Annotated in this window: 18 protein-coding genes; all 18 read left to right on the forward strand. The window is 51.9% G+C overall.

The annotated features are described in order from the left end of the window. The first annotated feature begins 165 nt into the window (after positions 1-165). The 18 genes from NQ490_RS14380 to NQ490_RS14465 all read left to right on the forward strand — a co-directional run bounded on the left by NQ490_RS14380 (position 166) and on the right by NQ490_RS14465 (position 23,599). Positions 166-1,842 carry a GDSL-type esterase/lipase family protein gene (locus NQ490_RS14380; RefSeq protein WP_007046452.1) on the forward strand — a complete coding sequence of 559 codons (1,677 nt, stop codon included), beginning with the start codon at positions 166-168 and terminating at the stop codon, positions 1,840-1,842. 72 nt (positions 1,843-1,914) lie between these two features. After that, positions 1,915-2,664 (forward strand): YjjG family noncanonical pyrimidine nucleotidase, encoded by a 750-nt coding sequence (locus tag NQ490_RS14385; RefSeq protein WP_007046451.1) that lies wholly within the window; start codon positions 1,915-1,917, stop codon positions 2,662-2,664. A 92-nt stretch (positions 2,665-2,756) separates the two neighbouring features. After that, on the forward strand, positions 2,757-4,646 hold the full coding sequence (locus tag NQ490_RS14390) for an ABC-F family ATP-binding cassette domain-containing protein (RefSeq protein ID WP_040917583.1): 1,890 nt from the start codon (positions 2,757-2,759) through the stop codon (positions 4,644-4,646). Positions 4,647-4,774: 128 nt separating this feature from the next. Beyond that, positions 4,775-5,545, forward strand: coding sequence for a DUF4422 domain-containing protein (locus NQ490_RS14395; protein WP_040917582.1), 771 nt, complete (start codon positions 4,775-4,777; stop codon positions 5,543-5,545). A gap of 10 nt (positions 5,546-5,555) precedes the next feature. Beyond that, on the forward strand, positions 5,556-6,431 hold the full coding sequence (locus NQ490_RS14400; RefSeq protein ID WP_187118503.1) for a glycosyltransferase: 876 nt from the start codon (positions 5,556-5,558) through the stop codon (positions 6,429-6,431). Then, positions 6,428-8,191, forward strand: a complete 1,764-nt coding sequence (locus tag NQ490_RS14405) for an HAD family hydrolase (RefSeq protein WP_007046447.1) — start codon at positions 6,428-6,430, stop codon at positions 8,189-8,191. The genes NQ490_RS14400 and NQ490_RS14405 overlap by 4 nt, the downstream gene beginning before the upstream one ends. 21 nt (positions 8,192-8,212) lie before the next feature. After that, positions 8,213-9,226 (forward strand): glycosyltransferase family 2 protein, encoded by a 1,014-nt coding sequence (locus tag NQ490_RS14410; protein ID WP_007046446.1) that lies wholly within the window; start codon positions 8,213-8,215, stop codon positions 9,224-9,226. A 13-nt stretch (positions 9,227-9,239) separates the two neighbouring features. Continuing rightward, on the forward strand, positions 9,240-10,079 hold the full coding sequence (locus NQ490_RS14415) for an NAD-dependent epimerase/dehydratase family protein (protein WP_007046445.1): 840 nt from the start codon (positions 9,240-9,242) through the stop codon (positions 10,077-10,079). Continuing rightward, positions 10,076-12,016 carry a rhamnan synthesis F family protein gene (locus NQ490_RS14420; RefSeq protein WP_007046444.1) on the forward strand — a complete coding sequence of 647 codons (1,941 nt, stop codon included), beginning with the start codon at positions 10,076-10,078 and terminating at the stop codon, positions 12,014-12,016. The genes NQ490_RS14415 and NQ490_RS14420 overlap by 4 nt, the downstream gene beginning before the upstream one ends. A gap of 4 nt (positions 12,017-12,020) precedes the next feature. Beyond that, on the forward strand, positions 12,021-13,433 hold the full coding sequence (locus NQ490_RS14425; protein ID WP_050764681.1) for a rhamnan synthesis F family protein: 1,413 nt from the start codon (positions 12,021-12,023) through the stop codon (positions 13,431-13,433). A gap of 68 nt (positions 13,434-13,501) precedes the next feature. After that, positions 13,502-14,455: an acyltransferase family protein gene (locus tag NQ490_RS14430; protein ID WP_187118502.1), complete on the forward strand. Its 954-nt coding sequence runs from the start codon at positions 13,502-13,504 to the stop codon at positions 14,453-14,455. 129 nt (positions 14,456-14,584) lie between these two features. Beyond that, on the forward strand, positions 14,585-15,517 hold the full coding sequence (hprK, locus tag NQ490_RS14435; RefSeq protein ID WP_040917578.1) for an HPr(Ser) kinase/phosphatase: 933 nt from the start codon (positions 14,585-14,587) through the stop codon (positions 15,515-15,517). A 37-nt stretch (positions 15,518-15,554) separates the two neighbouring features. Beyond that, positions 15,555-16,304, forward strand: coding sequence for a phosphatase (locus tag NQ490_RS14440; protein WP_007046440.1), 750 nt, complete (start codon positions 15,555-15,557; stop codon positions 16,302-16,304). After that, the gene (locus NQ490_RS14445) at positions 16,301-17,257 is read left to right on the forward strand and encodes an ROK family protein (RefSeq protein ID WP_007046439.1); all 957 of its coding nucleotides are present in this window, start codon (positions 16,301-16,303) and stop codon (positions 17,255-17,257) included. Before NQ490_RS14440 ends, NQ490_RS14445 begins: the two co-directional genes overlap by 4 nt. Positions 17,258-17,291: 34 nt before the next feature. Further along, on the forward strand, positions 17,292-18,221 hold the full coding sequence (murB, locus tag NQ490_RS14450) for a UDP-N-acetylmuramate dehydrogenase (RefSeq protein WP_007046438.1): 930 nt from the start codon (positions 17,292-17,294) through the stop codon (positions 18,219-18,221). A 13-nt stretch (positions 18,222-18,234) separates the two neighbouring features. Then, the gene (gene rapZ / locus NQ490_RS14455; protein WP_007046437.1) at positions 18,235-19,098 is read left to right on the forward strand and encodes an RNase adapter RapZ; all 864 of its coding nucleotides are present in this window, start codon (positions 18,235-18,237) and stop codon (positions 19,096-19,098) included. A gap of 33 nt (positions 19,099-19,131) precedes the next feature. Further along, positions 19,132-20,067: a DNA-binding protein WhiA gene (gene whiA, locus NQ490_RS14460; protein ID WP_040917575.1), complete on the forward strand. Its 936-nt coding sequence runs from the start codon at positions 19,132-19,134 to the stop codon at positions 20,065-20,067. Then, positions 20,060-23,599, forward strand: a complete 3,540-nt coding sequence (locus tag NQ490_RS14465) for a DNA polymerase III subunit alpha (RefSeq protein WP_040917574.1) — start codon at positions 20,060-20,062, stop codon at positions 23,597-23,599. The genes whiA and NQ490_RS14465 overlap by 8 nt, the downstream gene beginning before the upstream one ends. Positions 23,600-23,702 lie beyond the last annotated feature (103 nt).

The following is a 23,702-nucleotide window of genomic DNA, read 5'->3' on the forward strand; positions in this document are numbered from 1 at the left end:
CTGGGATAGCCGCCCCTCCTTTTTTGTAAAAAAATTGTAACACGTTACATTTTTGGGAAAGGTGTGTTCAAAACAAAGAATTTATGATATAATGACTTTGTTTATACTAGGCAGGGTATGGCTCTGCATGTCCTGTATTACCATCCAAGGAGGTCACGGTTACCGATGAGCCGTAAACAGTCCCGTACCGCGTCCAGTCTCAGTCCGATTCAACGCAAAGCGTGTATCGTGCTGGCTTTGTGTGTGCTGGCAGTGGTTGTCAGTTTTGTGGTGGCATGGGTTCTGCCCCAAAGTTTACATTTGTTTGGCGAGAATGACGCTTATGATCCGGATCTCTATCCGCTGGATACCAGTTTGGAAGCCATTCTGAAAGATAATTCTGCGGATGATTCCTATATTACTTCCAGCCTGTTTGTGGGGGACCGTACGGCTATGGCGCTGCAGAAAGACGGCCGTATTACTCTGGATCAGTATGCAGGTAAGGATGACCTGAAAATATCCAATTTCCTCAAGGAAAGCTGTGTGGCGTTTGAGGAAGATGCCAACACCTATACGATTCCCCAGGCAATTGCCAAGATGAAAGCGCGCCGTGTGTACGTGATGATTGGCAGCAATGATGTGGACGGTTCTGTGACGGTTGATGAATTCATGAACGATTACAAGCAAGCGCTGCAGAACATCAAAAATTCTTATTCTTACGCCGATCTGATTGCTTGTGCAATTCCGCCGGTTGCGCAGGAGAGTGACAAGGCGGCCGAAACCCAGACGTATATCGATCAGTTTAATCAGTCTATTGCAGCCGCTTGCGATGAGTTGGGATACAAATATCTTAATCTCGCGGAAGTGCTCAAAAATGATAAAGGGTATGCCGAGGAAAACTATGTGGATGCCTCTGCAGGAACTCTAAACGCTGCTGGTGCCAGCGCAGTACTGGAGTATGTGAAATCCCATGCATATCAGACTGATGACACCCGACCGGATACCAATGATATCCCCAAACGTGCGGCCCAGGTTTCGGGGAGCAGTAGCAGCGCCTCGCCTACGCCTTCTGCTACGCCAGCCAAATTCACTGCCAATTATGCGGTAGAAGATTCGGCCAAGGGAACCTTGACCGGAAACGGTCAGAGCGGCGTTACCAGCCTGGAAATTCAGGCTGAGTCGGGGGCACAGGTCAGCGTTACGGCAGTTGCGGCCGAAGGATATACCTTCTACAAATGGAGCGATGGCGTAACGGATGCCACGCGCTATGACGTTATGAAGAAAGATATCTCCGTTACGGCAATGTTCAATGACGCTCGCGTAGAGCTTACGTTGGATCGTGGAGACACGACCATCAAGAAGGGTGAGAGCCTGTCCGTTACGGCTACGGTCAAGCTGGGCGGCAAGAGTTATGACAACAGCAATGTCCAGTGGTCTGTCAATGACGAATTGCAGCAGAACGGCGGCACTTTCACCTTCACACCGAGTGATGCTGGCAGCTATGTGGTACGTGCGGGCATTGAAATCAACGGGACATTCTCCACAGCGCAGATTACTGTGACGGTGCAGTCGGATCCAACGGCAATCAGCATCAGCGGAACCAGCACCATTACGGCGGGCGGCAGTACAACGTTGAACGCCAATGTACAGAACAAGCAGGGAGATGTGTCCTGGAGCTGTGACGAAACTTCCTGGAAAGCAACTGGTGACCAGGTGACGTTTACTGCTAATCAGGAAGGAACCTATCATATCCGTGCTGCCAATAATGGCGCAGAAGCAGTTTTTGAGCTTCGCGTTTCGGCTGCTCCTACGCCGACACCTACGCCGGCACCTAGTCCTTCATCGGAGTCGACGGCACAATGAGAGAATAAACGGGAAATACCCGTTCTGCTGGTCTTCCGAAAAACTTATATCGGAGCAAGAGGAAAAAGTAACATGGCAATTTATACGTGCGTCCTGTTGGACGTAGATAACACACTCTTAGATTTTGATGCCGCAGAGCGTCAGGCTTTGACAGATATGTTGGCAGAATATGAGTTGCCGCATGATGGGCAGGCGTATGATGTTTACCACAAAGTAAACCGGGAACTGTGGGACGCCCTTGCCAAGGGAAAACTCAATAAAGCAAAATTGTTTCAGACGCGGTTTCAGCGCTTTATGCAGGCAATGGAATTACCGGATAACGGAAAATGCCACGCGATGAATGATCGCTACGAAGAACTGTTGGCAACACATGCAGATTTGATTCCTGGCGCGTTGAATGCACTGGAAGAACTGGGCGAAGTGGCGACGCTGGCGACTGTTTCCAACGGGGCACTGGCTGTGCAGCAAGCACGCATCCGCGATTCCGGTGTGGAGCGGTATATGGACGGGATTTATATCTCCGAGAAAGTCGGGGCGGCAAAGCCGTCTGCCAAGTTGTTTGAGCATGTGTTGAAAGACCTTGGTATCAGTAATCGAAGCCGCGTGCTGATGGTGGGGGATGACCTGCTGGCGGATATCAAAGGCGGTCAGAATGCGGGATTGGATACCTGCTGGGTTAACTTCAAGAATGAGGAAAATACGACGGACATCCATCCGAAGTACGAGGTCCACTCTTATGAGGAACTTTACAAAATTGTGATGGAGCCAGAGGAACTGGAAAACATCGGTGTACGTAACCGCCGTCACAGCAACGAAGCCTGAGCGGCCGGATTGAGCGGCTCCAGGTAATGTGCCGCTGCTTTGTAATGAAGGCAGCGGCATCTTTTAAGAAAAGGGGAACGGGAAAGAACGGTATGCTGCTGGAACTGCAAGATTTGGGAAAAAGTTTTGGCGAACGTGAAGTGCTGGAGCATGTCACCGCGAGTGTAGAGCGCGGTGACAGAATCGGGATCATCGGTGCCAATGGTACAGGAAAGACAACGTTATTGCGAATTCTGTATGGCGAAAGTCTGCCGGACACAGGAACCGCGGCATTCGGCAATGGTGTCACCTGCGGATATCTGGAACAGAATGCGCATCTGGATCCGTCGCTTGATGTCTATGGAACGATGCGGTTGGCCTTTACGCCGGCGCTGGAAGCCATGCAGAAATTGGACACATTGCAGAAAGAATTGGCGCAGGAGCCGGAAAACACCCTCATCCAGGAAGAAATCAATCACTGTAATGCAGTGATTGACGCGATGGATGCATACCAGATGGACATCCAGATCAAGAAGGTGCTCAATGGAATGGGATTTCCTGCCGATACATGGCAGAAACCGGCTGGTGTACTCTCCGGAGGGGAGCAGACCCGCCTGCGTCTGGCAAGACTCTTACTGGAACGACCGGATCTTCTGATTCTGGATGAACCGACCAACCATTTGGATATTGAGACGATGGATTGGCTGGAAGAATATCTCAAAAGCTACCGTGGTGCGGTTCTGGTGGTTAGCCATGACCGGTATTTTCTGGATGCTGTCTGTACGCGCATCTGGGAATTGCGGGGGAAAACAATCCAGACCTACCGGGGCAACTATTCCGCCTATTTGCCGCAACGTCAGGCGGCGGATGAGCGACAGCAAAAGATGCATGACGCGGCAGTGGAAAAGGCGGCTAAGCTGCAGGAGTATATTGACCGAAATCTGGTGCGTGCATCTACGACCAAGATGGCGCAGAGCCGTCGTAAGCAGTTAGAAAAACTGGATATTGTAGAGGCTCCCACTGCAGAAGCATGGGAACTGAATTTTCGGTTTGAATATGACATTGAACCCTATGATGAATTGGTTATCATGAAGAATCTGACCGTTCGGATGGGGGAACGCACACTGATTGACGGGCTGGACTATACGGTGCATCGAGGGGATAAGTTGATCATTGCCGGACCGAACGGAACTGGCAAATCCACTTTGCTGCAGGTTCTGGATGGAAAACGCCGTCCTTCCGGAGGAATGGTTCGTTTGGGAAGCGGTGCCAAGCCGGGAATCTTCACGCAGCAGCAGGCGCGCCGCGCCGGCAGGGTGATTGATGCGATATGGAATCAATATCCCCGTTTTACTGAGTTGGAAGTTCGCAGCCATCTGGCACGGTTCGGTTATCGCGGCGAAGAAGTCTTTAAAGATTGTGCGCAGCTATCGGGTGGGGAACTGGCCCGTCTGCGCTTTGCGGAGCTGGCGCTGGAACGGCCCAACCTTATGTTCTTGGATGAACCGACCAACCATCTGGACATTTATATGCGGGAAAGCCTGACGCAGGCACTGTCGGCTTATACAGGAACTTTATTGCTCGTGACCCATGACCGGTATTTGATGCAGACGCTGGGGTGTCCGATCCTGTATCTGGAAAACGGAAAGGAGACTTTTTACCGCGACTTTGCGGCGTTCAAAAGTCGGGACACGGCCTCTTTTGCACAAAAAGAAAAGTCGGAGGAGCCGATCAAGAGGCAGGCTTACGGCAAAGAGCAGCGCAAGCGCCGTGCAGAAGTTCGTGCTCGCTTAAAGGCTGTGGAGACAGAAATCGAAGAACTGGGTGCCCATATTGTGGAACTGGAGAATGAGATCAATGATCCACAGGTGCTACGGGATCACCTGCTGCTGCGGGATAAATGCGATGAACTGGATGATACGCGTTTCCATCAGCAGGAGCTCTACGAGGAATGGGAAAAGCTGGCGGAAGAACAGGAAAAGTTTGAGGCAGACGCAGAGTAAGGCGGTTACCGTTCTGTAACTTGTATTCTGACGAAAACGCGCTATACTAATTTCTGTATATAGAAAAAGTAAAATGGTATGTGTGAAAAAATCCATGTACCGTGCAGAAACGAAGCGGGGAGACCACTTTGCAGACAACCATTATTATTGCCACGCATAAGCCGTATTGGGTACCGGATGATCCAATGTATCTTCCGGTACAAATGGGGCATGCGATTCATCCGGCGATTGGCTATATCGGGGATGATACCGGTGAGAATATTTCGGAACGGAACGCAAATTTTTGTGAGCTGACAGGACTGTACTGGGCGGCACACAACATTGATTCCGATTACATCGGCATTGTGCATTACCGCCGTTACTTTGGCAGCCGAAAAAAGAGCATCTTTGCTCCCAAAAAAGAACGTGTCATTGGCCATGAGGAACTGGGAACCATTCTGGCTACAACCAATGTGGTGTTGCCCAAAGAACGGCACTACTTTATTGAAACCAACTATACCCAGTATATCCATGCGCACCATAAACAGGATCTGACCGTTACACGGTCAATCATTGAAAGAAAGTGCCCGGAATACCTGCCTGCATACGATCTGTATATGTCCAAAACGCACGGACATCATTTTAATATGTTCGTGATGAAGCGGGAACTTCTGTGCCACTATTGTACATGGCTGTTTGATATTCTGTTTGAGCTGGAGCGGGAGCTGGATATGACCGGATATTCCGACAATGACAGGCGGGTGTTCGGATTCGTGAGTGAACGCTTGTTGGATGCCTGGCTTATGACCAACAACATCAGCTATGAAGAACTGGATCTTGTATATATGGAACATCAGAATTGGCTGCATAAGGGCGGCGCGTTTTTGAAGCGCAAGTTCTTCCCGAACAATCATGAGTAAGCCGTTACGTGTGGCCGCAGTGGTGGTCACCTATAACCGTCTGGCGCTTTTGCGGCAATGCCTCCAGGCGCTGACAAACCAGACGGTGACTTTGGCAGCCATCTGGGTCATTGACAACGCCAGTACCGATGGAACCGGAGAAGCGGTTCGGGCAATGCCACTTTCCCATCTGGTATATCGGAATACAGGGCGAAATTTGGGCGGTGCCGGCGGGTTCGCCTATGGGACCCGGGAGGCCGCGGCTGCAGGGTATGATGCTTTGTGGCTGATGGACGACGACACGATTCCGGAGAATGGTGCCTTGGAAATGCTGCTGCGGGCAGACGAAAACCTGCAGGGAAATTACGGATGGCTTTCCAGTCGGGCGCTGGCACCGGATGGCAGCGATCAACCGATGAATCGTCAGCGCGTCACCCCCTATCGAGATATTGGGTCGTATGAGGGGGCCGAGATCCCTGCTGTGATGGCAAGTTTTGTTTCTCTTTTTCTTCCGACTGCATCCGTGCGGAAATACGGCCTTCCTATTGCGGAGTTTTTTATCTGGTCGGATGACTGGGAGTATACCCGCCGTATTTCCCGGAAAATGTCCTGCTATGTTGCTCCGGCAAGCCGTGTCATCCATGCAATGCAGAACCCTGGAACGGTGAATATTGCCACCGATGTGCCGGCACGCTGGGAACGGTATCATTATTTTTACCGTAACGATGTGGTCCTCTATCGCCGGGAAGGACTTAGGGGGTGGCTGTGGCTGCTGGCAAAGGACATGTGGCATACGCTGCAGGTTCTGAGGGACTCGCGTGGCCACCGTTGGATGAGAATTCGTACAATCTGGAAAGGGTTTGCGGCGGGAGTACGGTTCGCTCCAGAGATCAAGTATTTGCGATGAAAAACATTACCGAAACCATAGTGCGTCTGGCGGCTTCGTATGAGGCTGTGGCTTTTGACGTCTTTGATACTCTTCTGAAGCGGGATGTGGGAAGCCCTACCGATCTTTTTTGGCTCCGTGGGGCGGAGTTCGCCAAAATGCGCACAGAGGCAGAAGCGAAAGCGCGCTCATCCGAAAAGCGCGAAGTGACACTTGCTGACATTTATGCCCAACCGGAGCTTTCTGACTGGGAGCCCGCACAGGAGTGTGCAGAGGAACTGGCGGCATCGGTTGCCAATCGCCCGGTGCTGGAAGCTGTCCGCGCGTTACATGCACAAAGAAAACGAGTGTATTTTATCTCGGACATGTATCTGCCGCAAGAACAGATTCATGCCATGCTTCTGCGTTGCGGATACGATATGTTGGATGGCGGTTTTGTGTCCAGTTCTTATGGGGTACAGAAGCGGAGTGGGGCCCTGTTTCACCGATTTCTCCGGGAGACAGGCCTCAAGGCCGGCCAGGTCCTTTTTGTGGGGGACAGCTGGCGAGCAGATGTGCTGGGGGCCGCCTTGGCGGGGATCCGTGCATGGCATCTGCCTGCACCGCAGCCTGTACAGGGGACGGTGGAAGCACAGGATTGTTTATCCGGAGCCCTCCGCGCGTTTGTGGAAAATCGTCTGTCGGGGGTTCCCTATGATGGGATAGCGCTTGGATTTTCGGTGCTGGGGCCGTTGCAGATTGCGTATTGCCGTTGGATTCATGCTCAGCGTCAGATACATAAAGCCGGGCGTATCTATTTCCTTGCACGGGATATGTATTTGACCCGTGCCGTCTATTCGCTTTTGTATCCGAAGGAAGAAACTTTTTATCTGGAAGTTTCCCGGCGAAGCCTTTGCCCTGCCCTTTTGACGCAACAAAAATACGATTTGGTGGCAGCGGCATTGCCTCGTCAGATGCTCAGCGTCAGACAGATTGCAGCGTATTGCGATGCAACCTGTCCGTCCGATTGTGCGGAGATACAGCTGAATCTGAAAGAACAGGGACAGGGCCGGATACAGGAACAGCTGCAGACAATATTGAAAACTTTGCAGCCATCCGATGGCAGCCGACAGATGTCAACCTATCTGGAAAGCATTGGCCTGCGGGATGGGGACATACTGGTTGATATTGGCAGCGGTGGCACCACGCAGATGCTTTTGGAATCGCTGTGTGGGATCCGTCTGTATGGATTGCAGCTTTCGGGGGATGAAAGGCTGTGTACCCGTTTCCCCGAAGAAAGGGCAAAGGTCTTTCTCAACCTGCCTTCCACGGCATTCCGCTTATATTGGGCAGGACAGCCGATTCTGGAACGGATGATTTCTCAGGATGTGGGGCCGGCAATCGGGTACTTCCGGGAAAACGGGCAGATTACGGTTCACAGAGGAACACAGAAAAAGGAACCCGTCATTTCGCAGCTGCAGCAGGGAGCACTTGCCTTTGCCAGGGAATGGGAAACGAGTGTCCTGCAGGAATTGGATATTTCCGCGGCGCTTGCCATTGAGCCATTTTTAAAGCTAGTGGGAAGCCCGGAGAAAGATCAGTTGCTTCTGCTCGGAGATCTTTCCGTGGAAGACGGAGGAATCTATCCGCTGGCAGCCCCCAAAAAGATTTTGCATTATCTGCTGCATCCCCGAGAACTGAAAAAGGATCTGCAGCTGGCACGGTGGAAAATTGGCTTTTTGGCGCGATTGTTACCGCTGCGGTTGCCATATGACCGTCTGTATCTGGCCATGAAAAAATAAACGGAAAGGAACGATCGCCGCGTGGCAATTCGGATCAGCATTATTATTCCGATCTATAACGCCGCATCCACTTTGCAGGCGGCTGTCGATTCGCTGCTCAAACAGAAGATCGACGAAATGGAACTTCTTCTTGTCGACGATGGATCCACCGACGATACACCGGCGGTTTGCCATCAACTGGCATTGCAGGATAATCGTATACAGGTTATTACGCAGAAAAATGCCGGCATCTGTGCGGCCCGAAACCGCGGTCTGAGTGTGGCGAGGGGAGAATACATCGCTTTTTGCGATGATGACGACGAGTTCCTTCCGGGAGCCTTGCAGCTTTTGTATGAAACGGCGGAACGGGAGCGGGCAGATGTGGTCCGAGGAGATTATCGTCTGTTCCGGGAACTGCGGTCCGGTGGTTTCGTGGAGCAAAGGCATGAGCCGGGGAGATATTGCTGTATTTGGAAGGAAGGATATCTGGCGTTTCTGCAAAACAGTGGACCGCAGTTCGTCTGGAATGCGCTGTACAGAAAATCTGCTTTGCAAAATCTTCGGTTTGACGAGCGCTGTCGGTATGGCCTGGAGGACTTTGTCTTTAATATGACTTTGTACGCGCGGACAGATCGAGCGGTATATCTTCCGGATGCGGTATATTGTCATTACGAACGTGCCCAGAGTACGTCGGTATGTGCATCTTCCCGTGCGCTGCGGGCCCGAATCGAGGCACTGGAGCCGTGGATGGCAGCGGAGTACGGAGCGGTCCAGAGCCGCTGCTCTGAGAAAGAAGGCCGTAAACTCTGGCCGCTGCGCAAGGCCGAGGCGGTTACGTTTTTGATGCACCAGTTGCGGGACGCCAAGGCGCCGCCGATGCTGCGTCGCCATGCTTGGCGTACACTGCGTGCGGTCTTTTCCGCATATCCTGCCCGGGCACTTGACTTTTGGCAGGGGACAGGGCAAAATAAGAAGAAAACGGCAGCGCTGCTGCTGTATCAGCTGCGTATGCAGCGTTTGTATGATCTGCTCACAGGGGAACAACGCAGAAAATAAGCGAGGAATTACCATGAAAACGATTTTGGTGACAGGCGCGGCCGGCTATATTGGCCGTCACGTAGTGAAAAACGCGTTGGATCGGGGATATCGGGTCATCGCATCGGATTTTGCGTTCAAGGGACTGGATGACCGGGCAGAATTCTGCGATGTGCCGATTTTCAGCGGGGACAGGGATATTTATCGCCAGTTGGGAAACCCGGATGTATGCATCCACCTTGCTTGGCGGGATGGATTTCGTCACAATTCTCCGGCGCATATGCGCGATCTGTCTTCCCATGTGGTCTTTTTGAACCACCTGGTGGAAGGCGGCCTGCAGGCTTTGAGCGTAATGGGAACGATGCATGAGGTGGGATACTGGGAAGGCCCCATCAATGAAAGTACCCCTTGCAAGCCCCAGAGCCAGTACGGTATTGCCAAGAATGCACTTCGGCAGAGCCTGATGCTCTCGATGGCGGACAGCCCGTGTAAACTGCATTGGCTGCGCGCGTATTATATCACCGGGGATGAGGCACACGGCAGTTCGATTTTTGCCAAGCTGGCCCAGGCGGAAGAGGAAGGTAAAAAGACTTTTCCGTTCACCAGCGGTAAGAACCTGTATGATTTTATCGATGTGGAAGACCTTGCCAACATGATCGTGGCCGCCAGTGTCCAGACGGAAATCAACGGCATTATCAATGTATGTACCGGAAAGCCGCAATCTTTGGCAGACCGCGTGGAAGGCTTCCTGAAAGAAAAGCATTATAAAATCAAGCTGGATTACGGCGCCTTCCCGGACCGTCCTTATGACAGCCCGGGAACCTGGGGTGATGCCACAAAGATCAATCAAATTCTCGAAAAGGAACGGACATGAAAAGACTGGGCATTTTTTTCTTCTACGAGAAGAATGGCGATGTAGATGATTTCATCACCTATTACCTGGCAGATCTTGCCAAAAACCTGAGTGAACTGATTGTGGTGTGCAATGGTAAGCTCAGCGAGCAGGGACGTCGGGCGTTCTCACAATTTACCGACCAGATTCTTGTGCGGGAAAATAAAGGCCTCGACGTTTGGGCTTATAAGACTGCACTGGATCATTATGGGTGGGAGCGGCTTTCGGAATTTGACGAAATTGTGATGACAAACTCTACCCTGATGGGGCCGGTACGACCGCTTCAGGAGATGTTTGATGCAATGGCCGAAAAGGAAGACCTGGATTTCTGGGGCCTGACGATGCATCATGGTGCCAAGACCAATCCGTTCAAAGGCAAACATCTCTATCGATATTTGCCGGCACATATTCAGTCGCATTTTATTGTTTACCGAAAACGGTTTGTGCAAAGCGCGGAACTGCAGGCGTATTGGAACGAGATGCCGATGATTGAAAGCTATACCGATTCGGTACAGCGTTATGAAGCAGTTTTTACCAAGCAGTTTGCAGATCGCGGGTTTAAATGGGACGTCTATGTTAAGACGGAAGATCTGAAAGATTTTACCGACTATCCGTTGCTGGTATGCCCGACCCGACTTTTGCGGGATAAAAAATGTCCGCTTTTCAAGCGCCGCAGTTTCATGCATGCATTGGAGGCATATCTCAATGATACAGCAGGGGAACCGGTGCGGGAACTGTATGAGTATCTGCGGGATGAAACGGATTATCCAATGGATCTGATCTGGAAAAACATGATCCGTACCATGCACCCACATGAATTTACCAGGAACCTGGGATTGACGAGGGTTATCCAGCCTGTCGTACAAAATGCAAAACAGGCGGAAGAACTCTGTGCACAGCGGCGAATTGCCTTGGCGATGCATCTGTATTTTATGGATATGCTGGAGCAGAGTGTTGCATTTGCTGCTAAATTCCCGCCGCAGACGGATGTTTTTGTTTCTACCAACAGCGAAGAAAAGAAAGAACAGATTGAACAGGCGTTTTCAGGTCAAAAGCTGCACAGTGTAACGGTTATGGTTGTGGAAAACCGCGGCAGAGACGTAGGCGCATTTTTGTGCGATCTGGCACCGCATCTGCGGAACTATGACTATGCCTGTTTCATGCATGACAAAAAGGCGATCCAGACCAAGCCCGGCAGCGTTGGGGCCAGCTTTGGGTATGTGTGCAATGAGAATGTGTGCAAGAATGCGGCGCATGTACTCAATGTCCTGTGTGAGTTTGAAAACGATCCTTATCTAGGAATTCTCTGTCCCCCGTATCCGACGCACGGTCTTTACTTTATGAACATGTGTTCGGGCGGATGGGGCCCAAACTTTGAAAACACCAAAAAACTCCTGAAAGAGTTGGGACTGGATGTGCCGATCTCGGGGGAAGAGTCGCCCATCGCACCGTTTGGCAGTGTCTTCTGGTTCCGCCCCAAAGCATTGGAGCCGCTTTTTGCACACGGCTGGCAGCACACGGATTTCCCACAGGAGCCGTTGCCGCAGGATGGAACGATTAGCCATGCGATCGAGAGAGTCTATCCATTTGTAGCACAGGCTGCCGGGTATTATCCGGCGGTGGTGATGAGCAGTTCCTTTGCGGTTTTGCGCAACGATACGATGCAGGCATATGCCAACGGCATGATCCGGCCATTGGCAAGGGTATTCGATTGTACGACCTTCTGGGCAGCTGCGACGGCTGCAACAGCTTTCGCGGCCAAGCGGCATCTGTTCGGTGTCTACGGCCCGTATGCCAATACGCGGCGGCGTCATGCCCGCAACTGGTTGCGGGATAATTTGCCGGCACCGGCTTATAAAGGACTGATGGCGACCAAGCGGGCTGTTTTCGGTCCGCGCCACGGCCCTTATGAGGATTGATTCCATGAAGCGACTGGTGATCTATTTTCACTATGACGCGCAGGGCTCGTTGGACGGGCCCTGCCGTTTTGCAATTGCGGCACTTCGCAGAAATGCGGATCTGGTGCTGGTTACCAATGGCATCTTGACAGAGGAAAGCCGGGCCTGGGTACGGCAGAAAAATCTTCGCTTGATGGAGCGGGAAAACAATGGGTTTGATGTGGGTGCCTATCGGGAGGCACTTTTGTCTCTGGGGCAAGACGTCGTGTGCTGCTATGAAGAACTTGTCCTCATGAACTATACCTTGGCAGGGCCGGTCTGTTCTCTTGCGGCTATGTGGGAACACATGGAACGGCGACAAGATTTGGATTTTTGGGGGCTGACACGTCACTATGCCATGCACAGCCGCCGATTTGGTGGAACTGTACCGGAGCATCTGCAGTCTCATTTCCTGGCTGTACGAAAACGGATGTTCGGCTCTCCGGATTTCTGGGAGTACTGGCAGACGATGAAACTGCCGCGCAGCTATGAAGAATCCGTCATTCGGCATGAAACCCGTTTTACGGGCTATTTTGCAGAGCGCGGCTACCGCTGGGACAGCTATGTTCAGACGGACGATTTGAAACCGGTTTTCATCAATCCGATTATGGCCTGCCCCAAGGAACTGCTGGAAGAGCGGTGCTGCCCGTTTTTCAAGCGTCGCAGTTTTTTTACGCCATATCTGGATGAATTGCGGCGGACGGATGGCAATGCTGCCGCAGAATTGTATGCATATTTACAAAGCAAAACATCCTATCCCGTGGAGGCACTGGTTCGCTCCTTGTTGCGGACGCAGCCGCTTTCTGCGCTTTGCCAAAATCTGCACTGGCATTATGTGGTAGCAGAGAAGGACAATACACAGGAAACCGATTTGCAAAAGCAGGGGCTTCGGCTGGTACGGTTTGTTCCGTTTGAAAGTGAACCGGTCACCGACTGGTATCTGCGAAAAAGTGCGCAATGTGCGGAAGGACGGCTTGCAGAGGCCGCATCACTGTTTGCGGAAAAACCTTTGTTGGGAGTGCTGAGCCCCGCCTTGCCGCTGTGGCCCAAGGCACTGCAAACGGTGAAAAGCCGTTGGCATGCAGATCGGTCTCTGCTGGACAAAAAGTTGAGCGTTCCCTTGGGCAATGATCCTCCGCCGGCGCCTCACGCCGGATGGGCGCTGGTCAGATCGGATGCATTCCCGCAGGGCGTACCGATTGTGGAACAGGAAATAGATTGCTGGCTTCTGCCGCTGATAGCGCAACAGAACGGGTACTACAGTGCGACTTTCGAAAGTGTTGGTCAGGCAGCGGCCCGGGCGGAGTATGGCGATGTTTATATTCAGGCATCGGCGGAACCCGCTGCGGTAGCTAAACAGTTGGGACGCCTTGTAAAGCACAAACTGAAGAAGGGCTGAAAAAGGGGAGTCATACCATTAAAAAGCAACGAGTATTTTATCTGGATTTTATCCGTGCGGTGGCGTTGGTGTCTATTCTTATCATTCATTTCAATGCTACGGTAACAGGTTATTTTACATTGCCACACAAGCTGTTTGCCAGTGTGCTGCCTTTCGGCATTTATCTGGGGGATTTTGGCTCCTCGCTTTTCTTTATTGTCTCCGGCGCGGCACTGGCGCTCACAGTACCGGATAACCAGAGCCCTGCTACCTTCTACAAGAAACGGGCCAAAGCAATTTATCCGTTGTTCTGGTTGGCGTGGGCGATTTGCTTTTCCTTGCGCTTTTTGGAAAAACCAGGATATTACGCGGCCGCCAAGTCGCCAACATTACTACTGACGGTTCTGGGGCTGGATAACTTTGCCGTAGCAGCCGGCTGGGTCGGAGTGGATTTCGCTTGTGTGGGCGAATGGTTTCTGGGCAGCATCCTCTTTTTATATCTGCTGTTTCCGCTTTTGTTTCGCGGGCTTCGACGCAAGCCTTGGCTGACGTGGATGGCAAGTATTGCCATCTGCCTGATGATTCATCTGGCCGGGTGGGACGCGCACCTTGTGGCGATTCATGTTTTGGAGTTCCTGTTTGGCATGCAGTATCTTCAGATGACCTTCAAAGGCAAAGTGGGCGTGTCGCTTCTTTGCGCGGTGGGAACGATCTTCCTGGCTGGATTTGACAGCAAGATAACCTGTGCACTGTTCAGCGTGATGATTTTTGCTGTGTTAGCGGGTGTTTCGCGTTTCCTGGAATATCCCTGGATGCGGATTCTTTGCGCCAGGTTGGCAAAAATCTCTTATGCCGTCTTTCTGGTTCATCACGTGCTGATCCAGCGTATGGCCGAACAATTTGATCTGGCAGCCTTAAGTCGCCGTGATACGGCCTTTCTGTTTTTGATTTATCTAATGGCAGTCTGGGCTGCGGCGGAGGCACTTCTTTGGCTGCAAAGATGTCTGCAAAAGGGTGTGACCGCGCTGCGCGCCGCTGCGTGATTGTAAGTACCTGCCGTTATACGGCAGGTACTTTTTTTGCCGGGGGTGCCCTATGACCTCTGTACAAAAAACGGACAGTACGTTATAATAAGACTAATATTGAATACCTCACGAAAGGGGCGTTTGGATGTGTCTGAATTCTCAGTATCCCTGGCAAAATTGGCGGAGGAAGCAAATCTGACGGTGGCATATACTCCCTGCGAACTGGACAAAGTCAAGGTGACAGCGACTGAGGTATATCGCCCCGGCATTCTGTTGGCAGGGTATTATGAAAACTTCGATAATACCCGAGTCCAGATCATTGGACTGACCGAAATGTCGTATCTGGAGGAATTGTCTACCTCTCTGCGGAACATGCGCTTGGAAAAGCTTTTTTCTTTTCAGCCTCCGGCCGTAATCCTGACACGGAATATGCAACCGCTTTCCGAGATGATGCAGTACGCCAAGCAGTATGGGGTACCGCTTTTGATGTCTACCGAGATGACATCGGCCCTGATGGGCGTGCTGATTACCACGCTGAACACTGAACTGGCGCCACGCATTACTCGGCATGGTGTTCTTGTGGAAGTGTATGGCGAGGGAATTCTGATCCTCGGGGATTCCGGCGTGGGCAAAAGTGAAACGGCCATTGAGCTGGTCAAGCGAGGGCATCGTCTGATTGCGGATGATGCCGTGGAATTGCGGCGCGTTTCATATCGCAGTATTCTGGGAACGGCTCCGGCCAATATCCGGCACTTTATTGAATTGCGAGGCATCGGAATTATCAATGTTGCACATGTGTTCGGCATTGGGTCGGTGCGCAGCAGTGTGGAAGTGGAAATGGTCGTTCAGCTGGAACCCTGGGATCGGACTAAAAACTACGACCGGACCGGTTTGGATACCGAATATTACGACATTCTGGGAGTAAAAGTGCCCAGCATGCTGATCCCTGTGATGCCGGGGCGGAATCTGGCGGTCATCCTTGAAACGGCTGCCATCAACAACCGTACAAAGGAAATGGGATATAATGCGGCCAAAGAGCTATTGGCACAGTTGGGCTTGCAGGATGATATTTCGTTGTAATCCCAAGCAATAACAAGAAAAGAGAGATACCACATTCATGCAGATGATCGCAGACCTGCACACACATACGCTGTGTGCCACACATGCATTTCAGACTTTCAACGAGATGGCGGCGGCAGCAAAACAAGCCGGATACTGTGCCATGGCAATTACGGATCATGCACCGGCCATGCCGGACGCGCCTCATATCTGGCACTTTTCCAATGGTGGCGCTCTGCCCCGGGAAATGAACGGAATTGTTATGTTGTATGGCGCCGAGGCCAACGTCATGGACACCAAAGGGGGGCTGGATCTTCCACAGGGGCTTCTTTCTGTGCAGGATTGGGTGGTGGCATCTATCCATAGCCCCTGCATGCCGGGGCTGTTGACCCGAAAAGAGGCCAATCGCATCTGGATGAGCGTCGCAGAAAATCCTTATGTGGACTGTATCGGGCACTCCGAACAGGAAAATTATCGCTATGATTATGATCTGGTAACCAAAGCGTTTGCCAAAAACCACAAGGTCGTAGAACTGAACGGAGGATCTTTCACGGTGCGAAAAGACGGCATCCCCAATATGCGGGCGCTTTTGATTGCCTGTATGGAAAATGGGTGCCATATTGCTGTGGACAGTGACGCCCACAGTGCCTGGCGGTTGCAGCATGCCATGCCGCCGCTGTACAGTATGCTGGAGGAACTGTCATTCCCGCAGGAACTGATTGTCAATGCAACGCGTGAAAATCTGGTACAGGAACTCAAACTGCATGGCCGTCGCTGTGCAGAAGAAATAGGAGGCATTCTACTATGAGCAAGTATACCATCGGCATTGACCTGGGCGGTACTACCATGACGGCCGGTCTGGTGAATGAAAATTATGAAATTGTAGGCAAGATTACTCGGGCAACAAGATTGCCGCGTCCGGCGGATGATCTTGAAAAAGCTTTGGCAGATCTTTGCCGTACCGTTGCCAAGGAGAATAACATTGATTTTTCGGACGTACAATATGTGGGAATCGGTACCCCCGGCAGTGTGAATTTTACCACCGGCTTTGTGGGATACAATACCAATTTCGGATACTATGACTGGAACCTTGGCCCCGATATGGAAAAATTGCTCGGGTGCAAGGTATATGTAGAGAATGATGCCAATGCAGCTGCATTTGGTGAGTACATTGCGGGTGGCGCCAAAGGGTATAAAGATGCGGTTGTCATCACGCTGGGAACCGGCATAGGCAGCGGAATCATCCTGGGCGGCAAAATCGTCCGGGGCTTCAATTTCGCTGCCGGCGAGATGGGACATACGGTCATCGTAAAGGGGGGGCGCAAGTGCAACTGTGGCCGCTGCGGTTGCTGGGAACGCTATGCTTCGGCCCGTGCACTGACTGAAGACACCAAAACCGCCATGCAGGAACACAGTGATACGCTGATGTGGAAACTGGTGCCGGATATCGACCATGTCAATGCCAAGACTTCTTTTGATGCCATGGCGCAAGGCGATGCGCTGGCCAAGCAGGTGGTGGACAATTGGATGGAATACGTTGCCTGCGGTCTGGCCAATGTTGTGAACACCTTTGAACCGGAAGTGATTTGCGTAGGGGGCGGTGTTTCCAACCAGGGCGAAACGCTGCTGGGACCTGTACGTGCTTATGTGGAGAAAGAAACGCACGACATTACCGGGGGCCGTGTGCCTGAGATCCGAGCCTGCGAACTGCGCAATGATGCCGGAGTGATCGGTGCGGCTGCGTTGGAGGTTTCCATCTGAATATCATCGAGAAAAAAGGGGCACGGGGGGAGTCATGATGCAGGAGCAAATACAAACAAAGCTGCGCTGCGCCTTGCAGGGGGCGAATCTCCCTTTTACAGAACAAGAGCCGCTGGCGGCGCATACCACATTCAAAATTGGCGGACCTGCAGCATTCTGGTGCGCGCCGCAGGATGAGGAACAGCTGCAGCATACGCTGGCGCTTTGTCGGAGCACAGGGGTTCGTGTTTACTTGCTGGGAAATGGATCCAACACTCTTTTTTCTGATGAAGGGTTTGACGGTGCGGTGGTGGACCTTCGCGGTTTGACCCCTGCAGTAACCGAGAATCCGAAGAAGGAGACTGTGCTGCTTACCGCTGGTGCCGGTATGACGTTGGGGCGACTTTGTGCCGAGGCACAGCAACGTGGGCTGTCTGGCTTAGAATTTGCCTGCGGCATTCCCGGTACAGTGGGGGGCGCCGTTTATATGAACGCTGGAGCATACGGCGGTGAACTGAAAGATGTGATCGAACAGGTTACTTTTCTAGATGACAATCTGATACAACGGACCCTGCCGGCCAGTGAACTCCAGATGGGATATCGTACAAGCGTTTTTGAAAAAAATCCATCCTGGTGTATACTTTCTGCTGCTGTGCGTTTGCAAAAAGGAAACGCAGCGGAGATTCTCGCACGGATGCAGGAATATCTGGAGCGCCGCAAAGCAAAACAGCCGCTGGAATGGCCGAGTGCAGGCAGCACCTTCAAACGTCCGCAAGGGGCTTTTGCAGGTCGCCTGATTGAAGACTGCGGCCTGCGTGGCTTTACGGTGGGTGGGGCGCAGATTAGCGAGAAACACGGTGGCTTCGTGATCAACAAGGGGGGCGCAACCTGTGCAGATGTGGTTGCCTTGACGGACGAGGTCAAACGGATTGTTCAGGAAAAAACGGGCTTTGTGTTGGAACGTGAAATCAGAGTGGTAAAATAAGGGAGAGCAAAAGATGAATTTTCTGATCGTTACAGGGCTTTCCGGTGCAGGCAAGTCGATGGCTGTCAATGCTTTGGAGGACATTGGCTTCTTTTGCATTGACAATATTCCCATTGCGTTGTTGCCTCGTATTGTGGATTTTGCTTTGCAGGGCGAAAACCAGCTCAGCCGCGTAGCGGTCGTCATGGATGTGCGCGGCGTACGCAACAGCGAACAGCTGGAGCAAGCGCTGGCCGATCTGGATGCCAAGAAAATCGACTATGAAATCCTCTTTCTGGATGCCAACTCCCAGACGATCCAGCGCCGCTACAAAGAGACCCGGCGCCAGCATCCAATCTCTGTTACGGATCATGTATCCATTGAGGAAGCAATCGAACGAGAGCGTCGTCTTTTACAGCCGCTGCGCAGCCGTGCCAAATATGTCATCGATACTTCACTGCTGAGCGCAGCGCAGAACAAGGAACGCGTCTGCAGCTTGTTCTTGGACAAGGGCAAGTGTCCGATGGCACTCACGGTGGTATCTTTCGGTTTCAAATATGGTCTGCCGCAGGAAGCAGATCTCGTGCTGGACGTACGCTGCCTTCCCAATCCTTTTTATGTGCCGGAACTTAAAAATCTGACGGGTATGGATCAGGCGGTTGTGGACTACGTCATGGCGGCCCCGGAGTCTCAGGAACTGCTGCGGCGTTATGAGAGTATGCTGGAATACGCCCTTCCTCTCTACGTAAAAGAGGGAAAAAGTCAGTTGATGATTGCGGTCGGCTGTACCGGAGGCAAGCATCGTTCCATTACATTTGCCCGCAAAATCGGTGAGTTTTGTGAAAAACTGGGATATGAACCCAGCGTACAGCATCGCGATGCAAAGCGCACCCTGTAAATTTTGCGGGGTTTCCAGGGAGGAGCAACCTGTTTGAGCTTTTCACAAGAGGTAAAAAACGAAATCCTGCGCCATAGGATTACAAAACCGTGTTGTAACGTGGCCGCCGCCTATGCGGTGGCCTGTTTTGGTAAGTATTTTGATGACCGTGGCGTTGTGCTGCAGACGGAGAACGAAGGGGTGGCCCAGTTTGCGCAAAAAGCGTATCGACGCTGCGGTATTCAGGGCAATGTCCTTCGCAAGGAACGGCCTACGGGTGCGGTTTTTGAGTTCAGCGTCAAAGACCCCAACGAGATAGAAAAAATGTTGGATCTGTTCTGCCACACCGGCAAAGAACCTACCTTACGGATTCGCCCGGAAAATTTTAAATGTCAGAAATGTATGCAGACGTTTATTGCGACTGCCTTTCTGTGCTGCGGAACGATGACGGATCCTGAAAAAAGCTATAATCTGGAATTTTTGTCAACCCGACATTATCTTTCCCAGCAGTTGGAAGCAATGCTTGCGGAACATGATTTCCATCCACACCGTGCACTGCGCAAGGGGGCCAATACCGTTTACGTCAAGGCGGCGGATCATATTGAGGATCTTCTCACTTTTATGGGCGCCGGTGGTGCCGCCATGCGCATTATGGATCAGCGCCTGTATAATGAAATGCGTAACAAGACCAACCGTTTGTCCAACTGTGAGACTGCGAACCTGGGTAAAAGCGTGCAGGCAGCAGTGCAGGTACAGATGGCTATTGAACGGCTACAGGAGGCCGGGGCACTGGCTACGCTGCCCGAAACACTTCGGCAGACGGCCAAGCTGCGGATGCAGTATCCGGACCTTCCGCTGGCCAAGCTGGCCCAGAAGATGGATCCGCCGGTTAGCAAGGCAGGACTTTCCCATCGCCTGAAGCGAATCCAGGAAGCTGCCCGCCGCCTTCAGGAAATTTCTTCATCGGAAAAGGAAACACCCCATGTCTGAAACCAACCAAAGACAATTTACACATCTGCATGTCCACACAGAGTATAGCCTTTTGGATGGCGCCTGTCGTATTGATCGGATGTTTGAACACCTGAAAGCCATGGGACAAACTGCCTGTGCCATTACGGATCATGGTGTCATGTACGGGTGCGTGGCTTTTTTTGATGCGGCCAAGGCGGCCGGCATCAAGCCGATCATTGGCTGCGAAGTCTATGTAGCAACTCGGACGCGCTTCGACAAAGTGAACCGCATCGACGGTAACAGTCACCTCATCCTGCTGTGCAAAAATGAAGTTGGATACAGGAACCTTATCAAGATGGTTTCAGCAGGATTTTTGGAAGGGTTCTATTCCAAGCCTCGCATTGACAAAGATCTGCTGGAGCAGCATCATGAAGGACTGATCTGCCTGTCCGCCTGCCTGGCAGGGGAGATCCCCAAGGCCATTTTGGCCGGTGACTACGAGCGCGCCAAACAAACGGCATTGTATTATCGGGATTTGTTTGGCGCGGAAAATTATTATATTGAACTTCAGGACCACGGCCTGGAAGAAGACCAGGTCGTGCTGCCGCAGCTGATTCGACTGGCCAGGGAGACCGGAATCCCGATGGTGGCCACGAACGATGCGCATTATATCACCAAAGAGGATTCCAAAATGCAGAGCATTTTGCTTTGCATTCAGACGGGAAAAACCATTGCTGACGCCGATCGGATGGAATTCCAGACGGATGAGTTCTATCTGAAAAGCGCAGATGAGATGTACGAGTTGTTCTCTATGGTCCCGGAAGCCTGCGAGAATACCAATAAGATTGCAGAGCAGTGCAACTTTGAATTCACGTTCGGAGAAACCAAATTGCCGTATTTCCGTGCACCGGATGGCATGGAAAATCAGGCGTATTTTGAAAAGTTGTGTTGGGAGGGGCTGGAACGGCGCTATCCCGGCAAGGTGACCGATGCGCTGCGGGAGCGTCTTGCCTATGAAATCAAGGTAGTAAAGAACATGGGGTACACCAACTACTACCTCATTGTGTATGATTTCATCAACTATGCCAAGAGCCGGGATATTCCGGTAGGGCCCGGCCGCGGTTCCGGTGCCGGCAGTCTGGCGGCATACTGTGTGGGAATCACCGATATCGATCCTATCCGTTACAATCTGATCTTTGAACGCTTCCTGAATCCGGAGCGCGTGTCCATGCCGGACTTTGACGTTGACTTCTGCTATGAACGACGCCAGGAAGTCATTGACTATGTCAATGAAAAATATGGCCGCGATCATGTGGCACAGATCGTCACCTTTGGTACGATGGCTGCCCGTGCAGCAGTGCGCGATGTCGGTCGCGTGATGGGAATGGCTTATCAGGATGTGGATAAGGTTGCCAAGCTGATTCCGATGGAACTCAAGATGACGCTGCAAAAGGCGCTGGATGTCAGTCCCGATCTAAAGGCCATGTATGAGGCAGACGCCCAGGTCCGCGAGCTGATCGATACGTCCTTGAAAGTGGAAGGCATGCCTCGCCATGCCTCTACCCACGCGGCTGGCGTAGTCATTACACGAGAGCCGGCAACCGAATATGTACCGCTCTCCACCAACGATGGCCTGCCGGTCACGCAGTTCAATATGGTGGAGATTGAGCGTCTGGGCCTTTTAAAGATGGACTTTTTGGGACTTCGCACGCTCACGGTCATTCATGATACAGAGACAGCTGTGCGGCGCAAAGATCCGGAATTCCGTATGGCGACGATCAGTTACGATGACCCTGACACCTATGCCATGCTGGCAAAAGGGGAGACAGAGGGCATTTTTCAGTTGGAATCTACAGGGATGACGCAGGTTCTTGTGAGCATGCGCCCCAGAAACCTTGAAGACATTATTGCCCTGATTTCCCTGTACCGTCCAGGCCCCATGGATTCCATCCCCACGTATCTGCGCAATCGCCGCGAGCCTGGGAAGATCAGCTACAAAACACCGCAGCTTGCTCACATTCTGGACGTTACCAATGGCTGCATTGTTTACCAGGAACAGGTTATGCAAATCTTCCGGGAATTGGCGGGGTTCAGCTTTGGCCAGGCAGATAACATTCGCCGAGCCATGAGCAAAAAGAAACACAAAGTCATGGAGGCGGAACGGGAACATTTTGTGCACGGCTGTACCGAACCGGGCAAAGAATGCGCCGGCTGTGTCAAAAACGGGATTCCAGAGGATGTCGCAAACGAAATCTATGATGAGATGATCAGCTTTGCATCCTACGCATTCAACAAATCCCACGCGGCTTGCTACGCGTATGTGGCTTTCCAGACAGCTTATCTCAAGTGCCATTATCCGCACGAGTTCATGGCGGCTTTGCTGACCAGTGTTCTGGATAACACTTCCAAGGTCATCGAATATACAACGGAATGCCAGCGGCTGGGAATCAAGGTCCTTCAGCCGGACATCAATGTCTCTCGCGGCGGATTTACAGCCGACGGAGATTGCATCCGCTTCGGACTGAATGCCGTCAAGAGCGTAGGCAGGAACCTTATTGATGCGGTGGTAAAGGAACGTCAGAACCGACCTTACCGTGGACTTTATGATTTCTGCCGACGGATGTACGGCAACGAATTAAATCGCCGGGCACTGGAAAACCTTATCAAAAGCGGTGCTTTCGATGCACTGGAACCGTCCCGGCGTGCCATGCTCGAGTGTGTAGAAGGAATTCTGAAAAGCGTGGAGACCGACATGCGTCAGAATCTGGAAGGGCAGATGGACCTTTTCGGAATGATGAGCGGGGAGAGCCAGGAAACGGCGATCAACGACTACAAAGTCCCAAAGCTGTCGGAATATCCCACCAGTGATTTGCTCAAAATGGAAAAAGAGGTTTCCGGGCTTTACCTTTCAGGTCATCCGTTGGATGCCTACCGGGAGCAAATTGCACAGATTTCCACCTGTACCATTGCGCAGCTGCAGGGGGAAGAGGCCAAGCAGTTTGATAATCAAACGGTGACGATTCTGTGCACAGTGGTCAAAAACAAAATCATGACGACAAAATCCAACACGCTGATGGCTTTCACCACTATTGAAGACCTTACCGGCACAATGGAACTTCTAGTATTCCCCCGTGTTCTGGCAGAGTGCAGGGCGGCGCTGCAGGAAAATGCTGTTGTGGTGGCGCATGGTCGGGTTTCCGTCAAGGAGGAGGAAGCCGCCCGCCTGATTGTGGAAGGGGTACAATCCATTGATACCTATGACCCGAACAAAAGCTTTGGACGCAATCGGGTAGAGCGCGTACAACAGGAAACCCGTGGTGAGGGCGTTGCCGGCTATTTTTTGACTGTGCCGGCCCGGGAATGCGAAGAAATGCACAAGGTAGAAAACCTTCTCTGCAACATCTTTGATGGTGGAACAGTCAAAGTCTATTTTCGTTTTGCCGATACTGGTAAGAAGGCATGGGCCCGGCATATGGCGGTCAAAGATGACCCTCTTTTGCGGGCCGAACTGGTTCGCATTCTGGGACAAGAGCACGTAAAAGTGCAGGGAACGGACCAGCATGCAAAATAAATCCATGTGTTTTGCGCGAAACGTCCATAATCGAAGCGCAAGAGTTGTGGTATAATGTGAATGGTTCTAGATTGTTAAAAAATTATTGTAAGTAACGCTATGT

The sequence above is a fragment of the Subdoligranulum variabile genome (genome assembly GCF_025152575.1).
Lineage (GTDB): Bacteria > Bacillota > Clostridia > Oscillospirales > Ruminococcaceae > Gemmiger > Gemmiger variabilis.